This is a genomic window from Acinetobacter sp. A47 (assembly GCF_000805455.1).
GTDB lineage: Bacteria > Pseudomonadota > Gammaproteobacteria > Pseudomonadales > Moraxellaceae > Acinetobacter.
The window spans coordinates 97768-115273 of record NZ_JSUS01000032.1 but is presented as its reverse complement, the minus strand read 5'-3'; the positions used below and the strand labels follow the sequence as shown (position 1 = coordinate 115273).

The 17506-nt window shown below is 44.5% G+C and carries 16 protein-coding genes; 5 read left to right on the top strand and 11 right to left on the bottom strand.

Annotated elements, in window-relative coordinates; genetic code table 11:
* Positions 1–42 precede the first annotated feature (42 nt).
* From OC23_RS07065 to pheA, 4 genes are all read right to left on the bottom strand, one after another.
* The gene (locus OC23_RS07065) at positions 43–1503 is read right to left on the bottom strand and encodes an aminoacyl-histidine dipeptidase (protein WP_038343819.1); all 1461 of its coding nucleotides are present in this window, start codon (positions 1501–1503) and stop codon (positions 43–45) included.
* Positions 1504–1608: 105 nt separating this feature from the next.
* Positions 1609–1992 (bottom strand): hypothetical protein, encoded by a 384-nt coding sequence (locus OC23_RS07060; RefSeq protein WP_038343817.1) that lies wholly within the window; start codon positions 1990–1992, stop codon positions 1609–1611.
* 289 nt (positions 1993–2281) lie between these two features.
* Entirely contained in the window at positions 2282–4531 is a 2250-nt protein-coding gene (locus OC23_RS07055; protein WP_038343816.1) for a bifunctional prephenate dehydrogenase/3-phosphoshikimate 1-carboxyvinyltransferase, read from the bottom strand.
* A 132-nt stretch (positions 4532–4663) separates the two neighbouring features.
* Entirely contained in the window at positions 4664–5773 is a 1110-nt protein-coding gene (gene pheA, locus OC23_RS07050; RefSeq protein ID WP_005204264.1) for a prephenate dehydratase, read from the bottom strand.
* 195 nt (positions 5774–5968) lie between these two features.
* Here pheA and OC23_RS07045 point away from each other — a divergent pair, with 195 nt between their 5' ends.
* On the top strand, positions 5969–6904 hold the full coding sequence (locus OC23_RS07045) for an alpha/beta hydrolase (protein WP_038344385.1): 936 nt from the start codon (positions 5969–5971) through the stop codon (positions 6902–6904).
* 62 nt (positions 6905–6966) lie between these two features.
* Here OC23_RS07045 and OC23_RS07040 read toward each other — a convergent pair whose 3' ends face one another.
* Complete coding sequence (locus tag OC23_RS07040) at positions 6967–8112, bottom strand: acyl-CoA dehydrogenase family protein (RefSeq protein ID WP_038343815.1); 1146 nt, start codon at positions 8110–8112, stop codon at positions 6967–6969.
* Positions 8113–8360: 248 nt separating this feature from the next.
* Between OC23_RS07040 and OC23_RS07035 the strand changes: the two genes are divergently transcribed.
* On the top strand, positions 8361–9359 hold the full coding sequence (locus tag OC23_RS07035; protein WP_038343814.1) for a glycosyl transferase family protein: 999 nt from the start codon (positions 8361–8363) through the stop codon (positions 9357–9359).
* A 67-nt stretch (positions 9360–9426) separates the two neighbouring features.
* Here the strand turns inward: OC23_RS07035 and OC23_RS07030 are convergent, their stop codons facing one another.
* The 4 genes from OC23_RS07030 to OC23_RS07015 all read right to left on the bottom strand — a co-directional run bounded on the left by OC23_RS07030 (position 9427) and on the right by OC23_RS07015 (position 11616).
* Entirely contained in the window at positions 9427–9981 is a 555-nt protein-coding gene (locus OC23_RS07030; protein WP_081407304.1) for a hypothetical protein, read from the bottom strand.
* Positions 9968–10375, bottom strand: a complete 408-nt coding sequence (locus OC23_RS07025; RefSeq protein ID WP_038343812.1) for a hypothetical protein — start codon at positions 10373–10375, stop codon at positions 9968–9970. The genes OC23_RS07030 and OC23_RS07025 overlap by 14 nt, the downstream gene beginning before the upstream one ends.
* Positions 10376–10438: 63 nt before the next feature.
* Positions 10439–10711 (bottom strand): YeaC family protein, encoded by a 273-nt coding sequence (locus OC23_RS07020; RefSeq protein ID WP_038343811.1) that lies wholly within the window; start codon positions 10709–10711, stop codon positions 10439–10441.
* Entirely contained in the window at positions 10708–11616 is a 909-nt protein-coding gene (locus tag OC23_RS07015; protein ID WP_038343810.1) for an NAD(+) kinase, read from the bottom strand. Before OC23_RS07015 ends, OC23_RS07020 begins: the two co-directional genes overlap by 4 nt.
* Positions 11617–11850: 234 nt before the next feature.
* Between OC23_RS07015 and mrcB the strand changes: the two genes are divergently transcribed.
* Positions 11851–14259, top strand: a complete 2409-nt coding sequence (gene mrcB, locus OC23_RS07010; protein ID WP_038343809.1) for a penicillin-binding protein 1B — start codon at positions 11851–11853, stop codon at positions 14257–14259.
* A gap of 21 nt (positions 14260–14280) precedes the next feature.
* A complete protein-coding gene (locus OC23_RS07005; protein ID WP_038343808.1) occupies positions 14281–14829 on the top strand; it encodes a tetratricopeptide repeat protein in 549 nt (182 codons plus the stop codon).
* Positions 14830–14831: 2 nt separating this feature from the next.
* Here OC23_RS07005 and OC23_RS07000 read toward each other — a convergent pair whose 3' ends face one another.
* A complete protein-coding gene (locus OC23_RS07000; RefSeq protein WP_038343807.1) occupies positions 14832–15743 on the bottom strand; it encodes a thiamine phosphate synthase in 912 nt (303 codons plus the stop codon).
* Between the two features lie 176 nt (positions 15744–15919).
* Here OC23_RS07000 and hemP point away from each other — a divergent pair, with 176 nt between their 5' ends.
* Positions 15920–16090, top strand: a complete 171-nt coding sequence (gene hemP / locus OC23_RS06995; RefSeq protein ID WP_004661888.1) for a hemin uptake protein HemP — start codon at positions 15920–15922, stop codon at positions 16088–16090.
* An 83-nt stretch (positions 16091–16173) separates the two neighbouring features.
* Here the strand turns inward: hemP and OC23_RS06990 are convergent, their stop codons facing one another.
* A complete protein-coding gene (locus OC23_RS06990; protein WP_038343806.1) occupies positions 16174–17505 on the bottom strand; it encodes a sensor histidine kinase in 1332 nt (443 codons plus the stop codon).
* Between the last annotated feature and the right edge of the window lies 1 nt (position 17506).

Here is a 17506-nt window from a genome sequence, read left to right as displayed (position 1 = left end):
TATAAAAAAGAAGCCCATTCATGAGCTTCTTTTTATGAAAATTTATTTAACAGACTCTAACGCCGTCACCAGCAACTTCCAGCATTTTTCTACGGTATCTACTTTAACCCGTTCACCCGGCGCATGTGCCCCCTGAATATCCGGACCAAACGATACCATCTGTAAATCAGGATAATGTTCCGCAATAATTCCGCATTCCAAACCAGCATGAATCACTTTCAAGTTTGGTTCAATGTCAAATGCGCTCTGATAAGCCTGTTGTAGACATTTCAATGCAGCCGAATCAGGGTTTGGTGTCCAGCCTGAAACTAACGGCGTCAATTCAGACTGAATCTGGAAACTGGCAAAATGCTGCTGAACCTTCTGTGCAAAAGATAAGGCCTCCTGGTTCACCATCGAACGAACCATAATCAGAGTCTTGGCTTCATCTTTGGCCAGTTTGACCACACCAATATTATTTGAGGTTTCAACCACATCAGCCAAAGCACGACTCCACTGCGCAATGCCATATGGGCACGTTGCCAAGGCCTGCAACCAGTCCTGTTGCTGCTGCAAAGTAATCACTTCATTGATCTGATGGGTATTTTGTTGTGCTGTGATTTGCAATTGTTCATCAATGCCGTGTAATTTTTGTTGCCATTCAGCTTGTGTTGCCGCAATTGCTGCTTCCAGACCAGCGAATTGTTCTGCCTGAATTGCAATGGTTGCCACGGCTTCACGCGGAATGGCATTGCGTGCTGTTCCACCAACAAACTCAACCAGATGGCCATTTACCGAGGTTAAATAATCATTCAGAAATCTGGCTAAGATCACGTTGGCATTACCACGCCCCAGATGAATATCTACTCCAGAGTGACCGCCTTTTAGACCGGATACCAGCACATCGAGATAGATTAAATCACGAGGTGCTGCTTCATATTGAAGAGGCTGTCCTACTTCTAGGTCAATACTCCCAGCACAGCCAAGATAGAGTTCACCCCATTCCTCTGTATCAATATTAAATAACCATTGTCCTCTTAAAACGCCTGCCTCGAGCAAACGGGCGCCACTCATTCCTGCCTCTTCATCAATGGTAAGCAGAACTTCGATTGGCCCATGGGCAATGTCGTTTGATTCCAATACGGCCAGCGCCAGTGCAACGCCAATGCCATTATCAGCACCCAAGGTGGTATTTTCAGCAACTAGCCAGCCATCTTTTAAGACTGGTCGAATCGGATCTTTAAAAAAGTCATGCTGGGTACCACGATTTGCCTGAGTCACCATATCCAGATGCCCCTGCAAAATCACACCTGCCACGTGCTCCTTACCGGCACTCGCTGCTTTGCGGATAATTAAATTACCGATATCATCAACATAGGTTTCAAGATGACGCTGTTCTGCCCAGCCTTTTAGATATTGCCTTAATTGTTGTTCGTGCTTGGAAGGTCTGGGAATCGTGCATAAGGTCTCAAAATGTTGCCAAACCACTTGGGGTGATAATTTAGAAAAATCCACCTGTATCATGCACCTATACTCTCTAATAAAGTGTTTAAACCAATATGCACACCATACACCTAAATGGGCAGGATGTTAAATCACTTCATTCAAGATTCTATGCACAAAGCCAGCTTAACTTTTCCAGACAAACTGGGAAAAACGGTGTTCGGCCTTCAAGCTGTTTTCCACCGCCTGAGCCAGTTGGCGAATAATACTTTGTGTTTCAATCTTTTCAAACCACGCCTGTTCGCGTTGAGGGTTGGCTGAGATTTCACAGAGGATGTGGCCTTCAGTATCTTGCTGTGAACAGAGGATCGAAAGTGGTAATTGATGATTGTCGATACATACTTCAATTTTTTCATGTTCATGACGGATATGCTGCGCATCAAAGCCATATTGTTCGAGTTGTTTATATAAAAGCGCTGCCACATATTCTTGCGTGATATAGCATTCATTGGGTGGATGATCGACCACTCCATGTTTTGGGCAATCTGCTATAAATTGCAACGTTTTCATGCTATTCCCTCTTTTTTTATGTTTTTAGCGCTGGAACCCTACCGAAATCCAACGTCTATACTCAGAATTATTATATATACAATTGTCTATAAACGATTAGCTGATTGTCTTAGTTCTCAGGCTAAATTGACAAATTTAGACCCGTTGAGATATGTACAACGACAAACAGTTTATTTTTATTATTTAAGCCATCAATTAACAGGTTGAACAAGTTCTTTTTACAGATAAGCACATAAAAAAAGCAGCATTTAACTTTTTTAAAGTCAAACACTGCTTTTTTAAGATCTGTTTAGAGGTTGATCACCTGTAAGTCCAGACCTGCAGTATTGGCCAGCTCGGTAAAAGTCGGGAAACTTGTCGCTACAGTCTCTGTGCCATGAATAGTGATTTTGCCTGAAGTCCGTAAACCGGCAATACTGAAACTCATGGCAATACGGTGGTCATGATGCGACTCAATTTCACCACCGCTAAAGATTGCAGACCAGTCACCAGATTTGCCTTTACCTTCGATAATAATGCCATCTTCGGTCGGGGTACAGTCGATGCCCATGATTTTCAAGCCATCGGCCATGACCTGAATACGGTCAGATTCTTTGACACGCAGCTCGGCAGCGCCTGTCAACACGGTTTGACCTTCTGCACAGGCAGCCGCAATAAACAATGCAGGGAACTCATCGATCGCTAAAGGGACCTGATCTTCTGGCATATGAATGCCTTTTAGTGTTCTTGAACCTTTGATATGAATATCTGCAATCGGTTCACCGCCTGCGATACGTTCATTCTCAACCGTCAAGTCAGCACCCATTTGTTTCAGGATTTCAATCACCCCTGTACGTGTCGGATTAATCCCCACCGCTTCCAGCACGACATCGGCACCTTCAGTGATGGCAGCACCAACCATAAAGAATGCAGCAGAGGAAATATCAGAAGGCACCTGTATATTGGTACCCACTAACTTGCCCCCTCCGACAAGCGAAATTTTATTGCCTTCAGTTTTCACATCATAACCAAAGGCACGCAACATACGCTCGGTATGATCGCGGGTTGGTTCTGGCTCAGTGACCGACGTTTCACCCTCAGCCCATAAACCGGCCAGTAAAATACCTGATTTCACCTGAGCTGATGCCATCGGTAAATCGTATTGAATGCCTTTAAGCGGCTGGCTACCTGTGATACTGACAGGTGGTGTACCTTTTTCACCTGTAGTCTGAATCTGTGCGCCCATTGCACGAAGCGGTTTGGCAATACGCTCCATAGGACGTTTAGACAATGAAGCATCACCCGTCATCACTGAATCAAATTTTTGTGCAGACAGCATGCCAGACAGCAAACGCATACTGGTGCCTGAGTTACCCATATACAAAGCGCTTGCTGGCGCTTTTAAGCCTTGCATGCCCACACCATGAATAGTGACTTCACCATTCTTCGGTCCTTCGATGCTCACCCCCATATCACGGAATGCCTGCAAAGTTGCGAGTGCATCTTCACCCTCCAGAAAACCGGTCACATGAGTGGTACCTTCTGCAATCGCACCAAACATAATCGAGCGATGTGACACAGATTTATCACCCGGCACGGTGAATTTACCTGTAAATGTTTTCTTTCCCGGTAAAATGCTAAATTGCTGTGTCACCTTGTTTTTCTCCATTAAAGGTTTTTTGGCCAACATGTGGTTAAAGTGTTGACGTGCTGCCTGCGCATGGCCCAGTAGTCCCATCAACGCTTGCGAATCTTCCTGTTCAATCAGTTTCTTTAAAACGGATAATTGCTGTTCAAAGCCATCAACCGCATTCAAAATTGCGGTTTTGTTGGCAAAGAAAATATCATGCCACATCTGCGGATCACTGGCTGCAATCCTTGAGAAGTCTCTAAAACCACCCGCTGCATAACGGAAAATATCCAGATTATCTTCACGATTTGCCAGTTGCTCCACCAGATTGAATGCCATCAAATGCGGTAAATGACTGGTATGTGCCAACACTTCATCGTGTTTAGCAACATCCATGCAGATCACTTCGGCTTTAGCTGCCGACCAGAGTTGAATCAGTTTTTCAACTGCCCACGCTGCACTGGTCGGCAGTGGCGTCAAAATCACTTTATGGTTGACGAATAAATCAACTTTACCGGCATGTACCCCAGTATGTTCTGCACCCGCAATCGGATGCCCTGGTACAAAACCGACTGGTAAATTTTCTCCAAAAACTGCTTTAGCGGCGTCAACCACATTGCCTTTGGTACTGCCGACATCGGTAATAATGGCCTTGTCTGCAAGATAAGGCTTGATTTGTTCAAGTACTTTTTGTGTTGCACGTACAGGCAAAGCCAAAACAATTAAGTCTGCATCCTGAACCGCTTCTTCAGGCGTTGCATAACCGTGTTGAATAAGGCCGAGTGCCTTGGCATCTTCTAATGTTTTTTTTGAGCGTGTCGAAGCCACAATTTGAGATGCAAGTTGTTCTGCCACAATTACACGGGCAAGACTCGATCCAATCAGTCCAAGCCCAATAAATGCAACTTTTTTAAATAATGGTTGAGACATAAAACGTATTTGCCTATGTAAAAATCTCCCCTAACCCCTCTTTTAAAAAAGGGGAAACACGTCCCTTTATAAAGGGACTTGCACAGTTACACTGCTCAGGAGGGATTTTAAAAATTATTACAATAAATAGACCTACAAAACAGCGATTGGATAGGAACCGAGTACACGTAACTCTTTCACCATTGGACGGATTTCTTCCAATGCCGCCGCAACATTCTCCTGACCGATATGTCCTTCTAAATCGATAAAGAATACATAAGCCCATTTTTCAGGCAATGCCGGACGTGTTTCAATACTGGTCAAGCTGATCTGATGCTTGGCAAATGGTGCAAGAATTTCCAGTAAAGCGCCCGCACGATCATGTGCAGAGATCAATAAAGATGTCTTGTCATTACCACTTTGAGGAATCTTCTCACGACCAATCACAAGGAAACGTGTGGTATTTTCAGGATTATCTTCAATATTGCTATGTAAAATCTCAAGATTGTACATGCTTGCTGCAATATCTGATGCAATCGCGGCAGAATGCCATTCGTTACGAATACGGCGCGCCGCTTCTGCATTTGAGTTGAGTGCAACACGCTCAACGCCCGGATAATGAGCATCTAGCCATTTACGGCACTGCGCCAGGGTTTGCTGATGCGCATAAATCTGTTTGATACTGTCTTTACGGGTATTTTCCGATACCAGGAACTGGTGATGAATCCGTAGCTCAACTTCACCAATCACATTCACGGTCGATGATTTGAAGCAATCCAGGGTATGGTTCACAATCCCTTCTGAGGAGTTTTCAACAGGAACAACACCATAGTGCGCGCTGCCTGCTTCAACTTCACGGAACACTTCATCAATGGTCGGCAATGGACGTACAACTGCATCTTTACCAAAATGCTTTAACACCGCAGAATGGGTATACGTCCCTTCCGGCCCTAAGAATGCAATGCTTTGCGGTGCTTCAAGCGCCAGACATGCAGACATGATTTCACGGAATAAACGTGCCATGGTTGCATCAGACAAAGGTCCCTGATTACGCTCCATGACCTTACGCAACACTTGTGCTTCACGTTCCGGACGATAAAACAGCGGATTTTCTTCGGATGCAAATTTCGCTTTAGCTACCGCTTCTGCCAGTGTCGCACGGCGGTTGAGTAACTCTTGGATTTGTTGATCAACACTATCAATATCGTTACGAATTTGTTCTAAATTAAGTGAATTCGATGTGTTTTGTCCATCGTTTACCATTGAATGCAGCCTCAGCAAAATCATCTATAAGAATGGATGACAATCTATTTATGAATCGATTATCCGAGCTAGAGTATAACAATACTTTTATGCATTAAACACGCTGAGTTTTAACTCTTTTTCCCATTAAACTTTATTGATAATGATTTTCATTATATATTTCTTATCAAAATTTTGATGGGTGTAAATAAAGTGATGTGTAAACATCTTGGGATTCTGACTTTTTCTTTGGCGATCAGTACACAAGCCGTCCTTGCCCAACCCTCCGCGCCTGCCAAACCAGTGCCCCCTCAAGCCAGCACACAGACCAGACAAAGTTTTATTCTCAAATCAAAATATACCTCTCAGGACTATCTGATCCAGATAGCCATTCCCAATGCTGCAATACCTGCAGAGGGTTTTCCTGTATTGTATGTATTGGATGGTAATGCCGCATTTGATAGTGCCGCCAATATCACTAAATCTGTGGGTGGTGGAGCCAATCGTTTAGGTTTGAGTCCGGTCGCCATTGTTGCGATTGGTTATCCTGAACAAAGCACTTTTGATGTAGAAAAGCGTGCTTTAGACTATACACCTCAGACATCGGCTGAGTTCCAAAAGCAAGCCAAGTACACTTATGGTGGTGCAGACCAATTTATTCAATTTATAGAAAAAGAGCTCAAGCCTACGATTCAAACCAAAATTAAAGTCAATTCACAGCAACAGAGTTTATTTGGGCATTCCTTTGGCGGACTATTTGTATTGCATACCCTGTTTTCAAAGCCACATACATTTCAACGCTATATCGCAGCGAGCCCTTCACTCTGGTTTGATCACTACGTCTTATTAGATAAACAGAATGCATGGCTAAAAAATAACGCCAATACAACTCAAAATGTGATGCTGATGACCACTGTGGGTACACAGGAGCTCGGCAAAGGCCCAGCAGCAGCTCCAGATGCTTTAAAAAAGCAAAAAGAGTTTTATCAAAACTTTAAAGAGCAACACGCAGAACAACTTTCTTACTGGCATTTCCAGCATCCCGCTGAACAACACCTGACCAATATGTATGCCAGCCTACCTAAAGCCATTCTTCTTGCAGGATGTCAAATGCAACGTTGCGCTGCCTTATTTGATGAGCCACAACCTTAATCTTGCTTATAAAAAAACAAAACAGCCTGCTATAAAGCAGGCTACTGTTTGAGGCGTAGGTATCAAGCTTTACCGATAATGCCACGCGCCACGATTTCTTTCATGATTTCGTTAGTGCCGCCATAAATACGCTGGATCCGTGCATCGACGAAGAAACGTGAAATCGGGTATTCAGTCATATAACCGTAGCCGCCAAACAGTTGCAGCAGGTTATCTGCCACCTTCATTTGCATATCAGTACTGAAGCTCTTCAATGCAGCTGCCGTTTCGACATCCAGTTTACCTTCATTATATAAAGCCACATTTTGATTGTAGAAGGCAGCAGTTGCCAGCTCATCAATCTTGGCTTGTGCCAAAACGAAACGGGTATTCTGGAATTGTGCAATTGCCTGACCAAAGGCCTGACGTTCTTTGACATACGCTGTTGCCAGGTCAATTGCGCCACGAATTGCGCCTAAAGCGGTGGCTGCAATCGCAGTACGTTCACGAGGTAACTCCTGCATCAGGTAAGCAAACCCTTGCCCTGCCTGCCCCAGTAACTGATCTTTTGGCACTTTGACATTATCAAAGAACAACTCTGAGGTATCTTGCGAATGCAGGCCAATTTTGTCGAGGTTAGTGCCCTTTTTAAAACCTTCCAGATGCGTATCGACCAGCATCAACGATACACCTTTGGCACGAGCCTGTGGATCAGTTTTCACTGCAAGCACCACAAGATCTGCATGCTGACCATTGGAAATAAAAGTTTTTGAGCCATTTAACACATAGTGATCATCTTGCAAAATGGCACTGGTACGCATTGCCTGCAAGTCCGAACCTGCTCCCGGCTCAGTCATGCCAATTGCACCGACCACTTCACCTGATACCATTTTGGGTAACCAGTATTGCTTTTGTTCTTCCGACGCGATGTGCTGGATATAGGGCGCAGCGATTTCAGAATGACATGAAATTGCAGTGGATAGTGCACAATAACCCGCGCGTGCAGACTCTTCAACCAGCATCAATGAATAATGGGTTGGCACCCCATAACCACCGTATTCTTCAGGAACATCGACACACAAGAATCCATTATCACCCAACAGGTTCCAGACCGAACGTGGCATAATGCCTTCGCGTTCCCATTGCTCATAATGTGGAGCAATATGTTCATTCATGAAGCGTTTAAAATTATCACGGAAGAGTTCCAAATCTGCATCGTAAGCTAACATCATTATTTCCTTTCGCTTTCTTTGTTCTTAAAAAATCATTCGCAGTCATGCTAATAACTTTTAGATATCTTGTCATGTCCCGTTTACATCAAATCACTAGACTGATTCGGTCAATAATTTTGTTTGCATCTTCATTCTGCAGGCCACATTTGCTTATGGATTAAACAGCTTGCCGGTTTTTTTATGCTACATGACCCGATTTTTATGTCATATTGATTTCATTCTCAGTGACAAGCTTCAATACGGCCATGAATACCAAACGAAATATCTATAAAACCGCAGAACATCCATTTGCCCAATATGTCCGTATTTTGGGTAAAGGCAAAACCGGTTCACGTTCGCTAAGTTATGAAGAGGCCTATCATGCTTTTAGCATGATCTTGAAAGATGAAGTGCTGGATGTACAACTGGGTGCCTTCCTGATGTTGTTGCGGGTAAAAGAAGAATCTGTTGATGAACTGGCGGGTTTTGTTCAGGCTACTCGCGACCAACTGAATTTTCAGCCAATTGAGGTCGATCTGGACTGGTCATCTTATGCTGGCAAGCGCAAGCATTATCCATGGTTCTTGCTGGCAGCCCTGACACTGGCACATCATGGTTATAAAATTGTGATGCATGGCGCATCGGGTCATACCATTAACCGGGTTTATACTGAGCAGGTTTTACAATACTTAGGCTATGCTATTTGCCAGAGTGAACAGGATGTACACGAGCAACTTGAACAGCACAACTTTGCCTACCTGCCACTGGAAGCAATTTCACCAATTTTAAGTGACCTGATTTCACTACGAAATGTGATGGGGCTCCGCTCCCCAATTCATACCCTGGCCCGTCTGATTAATCCGTTTAATGCCAAAGCCACCTTACAGGCAATTTTTCACCCGGCTTATCGTAGTTCACACCAGCAAACAGCGTTCCGTCTAGGCTATCAAAACAGTGCCGTGATTAAAGGTGAAGGTGGTGAGTTTGAACGGAATCCTGATGCCAAAACCCTCATTTGCGGGATTAAAAACGGTGAATTGTACGAATACGAACTTCCAAAATTGACGCCAGAGCGTAGCCCGATTGAAGAAGAGCTTGATCTTGCGGTGTTTAAAGCCGTCTGGCTGGGTCAGCAGACGCATGAATATGGTGAATTGGCAGTCGTTGAAACCATGGGAATTGCGTTATATACCATGGGGGCAGTCCGCAATTATGATGAAGCAATGGAAAAAGCGAAAGAGCTTTGGAAAAGCCGCCTGAACTAAGCAAATACCGATTGCAAGCAAAGCGTATCACCAGAAGCTATATAAAAATCGCCTCTATTATATTGTTCTATAGTGCTGGCGCTTCGAGCAGAGATGCTTTGCTTATCACGATCGTATCGGCAATAACCCGGGTTTTCTGCAAAAGTCCGCCCATTAGCAGTTGGCAATTCAGATCCCGGCTTAATAAGCCTTCAATTTGTTTTTTTGTAAGACAGGTATTCATTGCCTCGTCTGCACAGATTTTAAAATATCCTGCCGAACGGTATAGACCATGTTCAATCCGCTCCTGATCGATTGAAATAGAACCTGCTACCACATAATTTTGGACTGGTTCACATTTGAAGTGTGAATACTTATATTTCCCCCTGTCATAAACATCAGCTAAGCTACTCTTTGTCATCAACTGAAAGCTGAAAATATCACCACTCATCCCTTCCAGATGAGAATAACTCAGACCTTCCAGGCGGGTATCTTGAATCGGTTTATGCTCTTCAGGCGTTGAAGCAGTGCATCCCGCCAGAAAAAAACTTAAAAATACCATGCTCTTAACCAGACATCGATCAAGATTCCGTTTCACTCTTGCTCCTGACAATATCACCTGAAAACGCTCAGTCTTCAACATAATAAAAATCTGGCCAGAACGGATATTCCTGCCCAGAGTAATGAAGATTTCTTAAATTTAACCGGTCGCCGATATGGATTGTAATCGTGTTAGGATCGTAAGGCCCTGAAAGATAAGCATCTCGTTGTTGACCAATAAGACTTTTACAATATGATTGCTGTGCTTTAACTTTCTTTGAATTTGCTATCGCTTGGGCATCTGTAATCACAATTCCAATTAACAACATCGGATAGCCATCGTTCTTGATGGTTGTATAGGTGGTTTGAGGCGAACTATATTTTTGACTGGCGACAACATTTACTTTGAGCCGGCATTCAACTGGCTGTTTGGCCAATACCGTGCCACTAAACAATATAACAAATAATAGGATGTAAACCGGTTTCAAACGTTTCATAGAATGCTTTATTATATTTTGATAATAATAAAAAAGCCCAGTAATCACTGAGCTTTTCTAAAATTAGACAAAACGAATCGGCTTAAATTCCGGTTCGTTTTTATGATGGTCATCATCACACTCTTCACCATCTTTTTTGGTGCCACGGTCGATATAACCACTACGCTGTTCTTTAGGTAAATTTTCCATTTCCCAGGCATATACCGCCTGCATACAGATTTCACGCTGCTCTTTAGTCAATGCCACGCCATTTGGCCATTTGCCAATTTCAACAGCTGTACGAAGACGCTCAACAATTTCAGGATTTAAAATAGCGAGCATTTGTTCAATATTCATGAGTCATCCTGTTGAAAAGATTCAAAATCTTGATTCCACCCTAACTTGGTACGACATGCCATATAAAAGTCATAACCTGGTGGATGTAATAAGCTTAGTTTAAACGGATGTTTGCGGATATGCACGGTGTCACCCACATTTAATGCAACACTATGTTGTCCATCGGCACTGACCATCGGCAAAACACGATTTTCACGGATGGTTATCTTGATTTCACTTTGTCCACCCACCACGATCGGACGTGATGACAAGGTATGCGGATGCATCGGTACCAGTGCAATTGCATCCATGCTCGGGTGCAAAATCGGGCCGCCACCGGAAAGTGCGTAAGCTGTTGAACCTGTAGGAGTTGAAACAATCAAACCATCGCTGTGCTGTCGATAGACATATTGGCCATCAATATTCAGTTCAAAATCGATCATGTGAACCGATTTCCCCGAATGCAGCACCACATCATTCAACGCAATCGCGTCATAAATCGTTTCACCATTGGTCCGTACTTCCATTTCCAGCAAGAAACGGCGATCCAGCTGGAACTGACCTTGCAAGACCTGATCTAGCTTAAAAATAGCCTCGGCAGGCTTGATATCGGTTAAAAAGCCAAGTCGTCCCCGGTTAATCCCGATCACGGGGGTATTATGCCTGACCAGAGCCCGTGCAGCATGTAGCAGTGAGCCGTCTCCACCCACCACAATCACCAAATCTACGACTTCCCCCAGCAAGTTACGGCTCACGGTCTGCCCATGACTATAGGGGACAAGTTTTGCTGTTTCCTGATCAAAAACCGGGTTTAAACCTAAATTGATCAGATGGTCATGAATTAAACATAACGTTTCTACTACAGAATACTTGTCTGGCCGTCCAATGAGACCAATATTTCGAAAGGATTTATGTGAAATTTGCACGAATAATTTAGCTCCGTCGCGATTACCGACTATCATATCATTAACAGACAATGTTGCGTTGATGATTGATTAAAAAGTATAAAAATGTCTATCTGTTGTTTTTTTATGCTGGTAATGCCAACATATTCCCGGACTTTTATTTGCATGTTGCTATTTATTCACAGTTTTATGATTGCAAAATAACAATAAGCTATCGCATCATTACCGACATTGTTTTGGTTTTAACGCAAATCTATGAAGTTTGAACGTGGTATTGGTTTTCTAGCACTCATTTTCTCAATGCTAGTGATAGGTGTCTTTGTTGCCTTTAGTATCTATCTGATCCGACTGGATAATATTATTCGTGACAAATTTGAAGGTCAGCGCTGGGACATCCCTGCCAAAGTGTTTGCCCGTCCATTGGAAATCTATGCCAATGCACCGATTACTCAGGATAATTTTACCCAGGAACTAAAATTGCTGGGCTATAAGAATACGGCAAATTATGACAAGTCTGGTAGCTATGTGGTTCAGGGCAACCAGATGTATGTTCATACCCGTGGTTTTGACTATGGTGACAGTACCGAACCTGAACAGGTACTGGAACTGGCCTTTAACAATGGACAGGTCAGCGAAGTACGCTCAACCAAACCGTCCAATACCGGGATTGCGCGTTTAGAGCCTTTATTGATCGGCGGTATCTATCCGCAACATAATGAAGACCGTGTTCTGATCAAGCTGAATAAAGTACCCAAAACCCTGATCGAGGCACTGATTTCGACTGAAGACCGTAATTTTTACCATCATCACGGTATTTCCATTCGTGGCACAGCGCGTGCGCTGGTCAGCAATGCAACCGGTGGCCGTCGTCAAGGTGGGTCAACCCTCACCCAGCAGTTAGTCAAAAACTTCTATCTATCACCGGAAAAAACATTGAAACGTAAGGTCAATGAAGCCCTTATGGCGCTATTGATCGAATTACATTACAGCAAAGATGAAATTCTGGAAGCTTACCTGAATGAAGTCAATCTGGGCCAAAATGGTAACTATTCTATCAACGGTTACGGTCTGGCTTCACAGTTTTACTTTGGCCTGCCACTACGCGAGCTGAATATCTCACAACAGGCCTTTCTGGTGGGACTGGTTCAGGGCCCGTCTTTATACAATCCTTGGCGCAACCCGGAAGCTGCCAAAAAACGCCGTGATGTTGTTTTAAGCAACATGAAAGTGATGGGCTATCTGACAGATGCTGAATATGAAGATGAAATTGCACGTCCTTTAAATGTGGTCAGCAAGCCAACCTTAGGTCCGGCCAAATTCCCGGATTTTCTGGATATTGTCCGTCGCCAGCTACGTACCGAATATCAGGAAAGTGATATTACCAATCAGGGACTAAGAATTTTTACCACGCTTGATCCAATCGCACAGACTCAGGTACAAAATGCATTCAAGAGCACGGTTGACCGTTTAGCCAAGGCAAACCCGGCACGCTTGAAGAATCTGCAAGGTGCCGTACTGGTTGCCCACCCTGAAAATGGCGAACTGGTCGCAGCCGTGGGTTCAACCCAGGACTTTACCGGTTTTAACCGTGCGCTTGATGCCAAACGCCAGGTCGGTTCTTTGCTTAAGCCAATTATTTACCTCAATGCCATCGAATCTGGCCGCTATACCTGGGCCAGCCCGATTGAGGACAGTGCTGTCAATATTCCGATTGATGGTGATAAGAGCTGGACTCCGAAAAACTATAGTGGTGGTGAACATGGGATTGTGCCAATGCAACAAGCCTTAGCCAACTCTTATAACTTGTCGACAGTCCGTTTAGGCAATGAATTCGGTTTATCAGCATTCAGCAATAAATTAAGACAGTTTGGCGTAACTTCAGATATTCCGGCCTACCCTTCGATCTATCTGGGTGCAGTGAATATGTCACCAATGGAAGTCCTGAGCATTTATAGTAACTTTGCGACAGGTGGCTTTAAATATCCACCACGCTCGATCCGTACCGTGGTGGATGCCAAAGGACATTTGCTTGAGCGTTATGGCCTGAATGTACAACAGACCATTGACCCTGCTGCAGCCTATATCCTGAACTTTGGCTTACAACAGGTGATGCGTTCGGGTACAGGCCGCTCTGCCTATAACAGCCTGCCTGAATCTTTAAATCTGGCGGGTAAGTCAGGTACCACCAATGACACCCGTGACTCATGGTTTGCAGGCTATTCGGGGAATCATGTGGCCGTAGTGTGGTTAGGTCTGGATGATAACAAAGTCACGGGGTTAACCGGTTCATCGGGTGCCCTTCCTGTCTGGACCAATGTGATGAAACAGCTTCGTCAAGAGCCTGTTAATCTGCGCCAGACTGATAATGTACAATGGCAATGGATTGATAGCGCAAGCGGTGATTTGTCTGCGCAAGGCTGTGATGGTGCGATGTATATTCCATTACTGCGTCAGACTGTACCACGCCGTGCAACATTGTGTGGTCAGTCACATTATGAAGTCGAGCCAACCTATATTCCGCAGGTAGATGAAACCCAGAGCGACGAGCATGAAGATAGTATTGGCAACTATATTCGTGAGAGCGAAAACCAGATGGATACAGATTTATCCAACCGTAGCCCTGCACGCGTGATTTCCAGTGGCAGTTATAACGGTGAGAACTAAGCCTCAAAAGGATAATTGGACATGATCAAGAAAACTGCAGCTTTGATTGGAATGCTGGTACTGGCAGGTTGTACGGCTACGCCAGAAAAAGTACCGACCAAGACCACACCAAAGCCGCCACCAAAGAAAGTGACCCAGCCCTCCTCCGGAGTCAAAATCACGCCTTATGACCAAAAGGAAATCAAGCGTCAAAGTGTGCCCGTGGTCGTGCCACAACAAAAGGTTCAGCAAAAATTTAATGATGATGGCAGCCAGTTGCCGGCATTTAAAAACTTGATGCAAAAAACCCAGGTGGCCTATAAGCAACAACAGCTTGCCGAAGCAGAACGTTATGCCCTTCAGGCACAGCGTATAGCTCCACAGGCGACAGAAACCTACCTCTATCTGGCCTTGATCGCCGAGAAGCGCAAGGAATATGCCAATGCAGAAGCATTGGCACGCCGTGGTTTAAGTTATGCGCAAAGCAATGCCATGAAAAAACAGTTATGGTCAATTATTCTAAGAGCCAGTGAAGCACGCAATCATTCGATCAAGGCACAGGAAGCACGCAGAGCGCTTCAGGCCTTATAAGCCTAAGCAAGCGAACTAAACTGACGTATTCCGGCAAGCCCATAAGCATGATGCTTCTGGGCTTGTTTTAAATCGGACGGTGCCACGCCTCCCAGTGCAAAAACCGGAATATCGCTGGTACGGGCCAATTCTTCAAAGCCATCCCATCCCAATTGACTCGCTTCAGGATGCGTTTCTGTCGCCAGTACAGGGCTTAACAACACAGCATCACAGCCAATATGATGCGCATGTTGTAAAGAAACGGCATCATGACAGGCTGCAATAACACGCTTCCCGACCATCAGATCGCCTTTACTGAGAGCCATCAGCTGTGACTGTTGCAAATGAATGGTGGTTATTTTCGCCTGCAATGGCGCATCCAGTTGTTGCCACAGATCGACATTGATCATCAATCTATGCAATTGCGCATCGCTCAAGCCTAAAAGCTGCTGTCGAACCAGTTCGATATCAGCAGGCACAAACCGCCAGTACAATAATGCTTCCTGTTGCGGCAATGCATCAATTTGGTCACTGATTTTAATCAAATAAGGCCAGATCAAACGTTGCAGAATCGCTGCATTGGCCTTGGGGAAATTTAGTCCAGCCAGTTGCTCACGGCTATACCAGCTCCACGGCTGGTGGATAAGATCAAGCAATTCGTCAGGCACATAGGCATGGAATAAATGCAAGTTGACAATAAGGTCATCATACTCGTGGTGAATCACATCAAAAGCATGCCAGTCTTTTAAGCCAATGCCAACTTCTTCATAAATTTCACGGCGGCAAGCCTGTTCGGGTGTTTCACCCGCTTCAACTTTTCCTCCGGGAAACTCATGCTTATTTCCCTGATGCTGGCTGGCTTGTCTCCACCCGACCAGCACTTTGGTCTTGTGTAATAAAATTGCGATTGCAACATCAACTGTGGCTTTGGTCATAACAGGTTAAAATCTCTTATCTTTTCATGCACATCCCAAACAGTTTAAACGTTAATGCATGGGTTCAGGACAAAATTAATCACAGATTTTGTAAATTAGTAAAATTTCCGTTGACAGGTCTATTCGATAATGATTATCATTTAAAACGTTAAAAGACACACCACGGAGCATAACAAATGAACGCACCATTCAACCTATTTACTCGTAGTACAGATGCAGCCCAATCATTGCCAATGTTGCATTCAAACAATCTTTTTGCCTTGGGCCGAGAAATCCGCATCATGCATGCAGGTGAAGAATACCGCTTACGTCTCACCCGTAATAACCGCCTGATTTTAACGAAGTAATAGAATAACAACCGCATAATAATAAACGTGGGAATAGCAGTATGTCAGCGCATGCTGCTTTTTTTATGCCATGGTATAAACAGCTAGACCGGTAGCTGGAGCTTCACTTTAAGCCCACCATATTCAGACTGGGCAAAGATGATTTTTCCCTGATGTAACTCCACAATTTTTTTACAAATTGACAGACCTAGGCCCGAGCCTTGTGTACGGGTGCCTAAGGCACGATAAAAACGCTCGCCTAAACGTTGCAAGATATCAGCATCCAGCCCTTGCCCTTCGTTTTCGATGACAAGCTCCACCTCAGCTTGTTGCTGTTTCAGTCCAATATAAATCTGTCCCTGCACGGCACTGTAGCGGATCGCATTATCCATGAGATTGCGAATACAGGTAAAAACCAGCTGCCGGTTGGCCAAGATCATGCAAGGATGCTCTAAAGTATCCAGCTGAAAACCGATCTGTTTTTCTCTGGCAAATAATCCTAAAGCTTGTATGACTTCCTGCAATATCTCCTGTAAATCAAGATGCGTCTTTGGCAGGTTTTCCGCATGTTCGGGGTCTAGCCGTGCCAATAGCAGCAGGTTTTCCAGTATCTGGATTCCCCGGCTTACATCCTGTTGCATCGGGACAAACTCACTGGCCCGTTCCGGATATTTGCGCTGTAATAACTGTAATCGCAACTGAATGGCCGATAAAGGTGAACGTAACTCGTGTGATGCATCAGCGGTAAAGCGCTGCTCTGCCTGCAAAGATTGCTCCAGACGCTGTAATAACCGGTTGAGTTGCCTCAGCATTGGCTGTAACTCTTTTAGCTCAACCGCGCCGGCTTGTATCGGACTCAGATCATCGGCATTTTTTTCCGATATTTCAGCAGATAACTGACGGATCACCCTGAACTGGTGTTTAATCAGGACATGCAAGATCAGCCATTGTATGAGCCAGACCAGAATCAGGATACACGCATAACCCGTGAAATGTTGCAGCACGTCTTTAAAGCGCTCACCTAAAGGCTGCAAAATCAGCACCTGCATCTGCGCCTGTTCATCTTCTCCTGCATAACTTCGCCATAATTGCCCTTGCTGCCAGATAAGGCCATAGTCATCCTTGGTCGCAGCCAGCAAGGTGTAGTGCTGTGGTTCAAGATGAAAATCTGTAGACTGGGTTAACACCTGCTGCGTATTGCCCAACCGGTACTGGATATCAAATTCGTCACTCAGTTCATCAATTTGTTGTCCGGACGTCTGGGTCACATCAGTCCTCAGCAACATATCTGCAATCTCGTCCATGATTTCATCTTGCAACTGCATGGTTTGATACACCGAAATCACTGCGAACAAAAGTAAGGCCATGCCACCTGCAATCATTGAACTGATTAATGAAGTTTTAACCAGTCTGGTTTGTAGTGACACGACTTGCATA

What these genes read in the sequence shown, in the direction of transcription:
- OC23_RS07020 (WP_038343811.1), bottom strand. Translation starts at nt 10,711, where the DNA reads ATGAATATTGAACAAATGCTCGCTATTTTAAATCCTGAAATTGTTGAG.
- OC23_RS07035 (WP_038343814.1), top strand. Translation starts at nt 8,361, where the DNA reads ATGAATACCAAACGAAATATCTATAAAACCGCAGAACATCCATTTGCC.
- OC23_RS07005 (WP_038343808.1), top strand. Translation starts at nt 14,281, where the DNA reads ATGATCAAGAAAACTGCAGCTTTGATTGGAATGCTGGTACTGGCAGGT.
- mrcB (WP_038343809.1), top strand. Translation starts at nt 11,851, where the DNA reads ATGAAGTTTGAACGTGGTATTGGTTTTCTAGCACTCATTTTCTCAATG.
- pheA (WP_005204264.1), bottom strand. Translation starts at nt 5,773, where the DNA reads ATGGTAAACGATGGACAAAACACATCGAATTCACTTAATTTAGAACAA.
- hemP (WP_004661888.1), top strand. Translation starts at nt 15,920, where the DNA reads ATGAACGCACCATTCAACCTATTTACTCGTAGTACAGATGCAGCCCAA.
- OC23_RS07065 (WP_038343819.1), bottom strand. Translation starts at nt 1,503, where the DNA reads ATGATACAGGTGGATTTTTCTAAATTATCACCCCAAGTGGTTTGGCAA.
- OC23_RS07045 (WP_038344385.1), top strand. Translation starts at nt 5,969, where the DNA reads ATGTGTAAACATCTTGGGATTCTGACTTTTTCTTTGGCGATCAGTACA.
- OC23_RS07000 (WP_038343807.1), bottom strand. Translation starts at nt 15,743, where the DNA reads ATGACCAAAGCCACAGTTGATGTTGCAATCGCAATTTTATTACACAAG.
- OC23_RS07030 (WP_081407304.1), bottom strand. Translation starts at nt 9,981, where the DNA reads ATGTTGAAGACTGAGCGTTTTCAGGTGATATTGTCAGGAGCAAGAGTG.
- OC23_RS07025 (WP_038343812.1), bottom strand. Translation starts at nt 10,375, where the DNA reads ATGAAACGTTTGAAACCGGTTTACATCCTATTATTTGTTATATTGTTT.
- OC23_RS06990 (WP_038343806.1), bottom strand. Translation starts at nt 17,505, where the DNA reads ATGCAAGTCGTGTCACTACAAACCAGACTGGTTAAAACTTCATTAATC.
- OC23_RS07040 (WP_038343815.1), bottom strand. Translation starts at nt 8,112, where the DNA reads ATGTTAGCTTACGATGCAGATTTGGAACTCTTCCGTGATAATTTTAAA.
- OC23_RS07060 (WP_038343817.1), bottom strand. Translation starts at nt 1,992, where the DNA reads ATGAAAACGTTGCAATTTATAGCAGATTGCCCAAAACATGGAGTGGTC.
- OC23_RS07055 (WP_038343816.1), bottom strand. Translation starts at nt 4,531, where the DNA reads ATGTCTCAACCATTATTTAAAAAAGTTGCATTTATTGGGCTTGGACTG.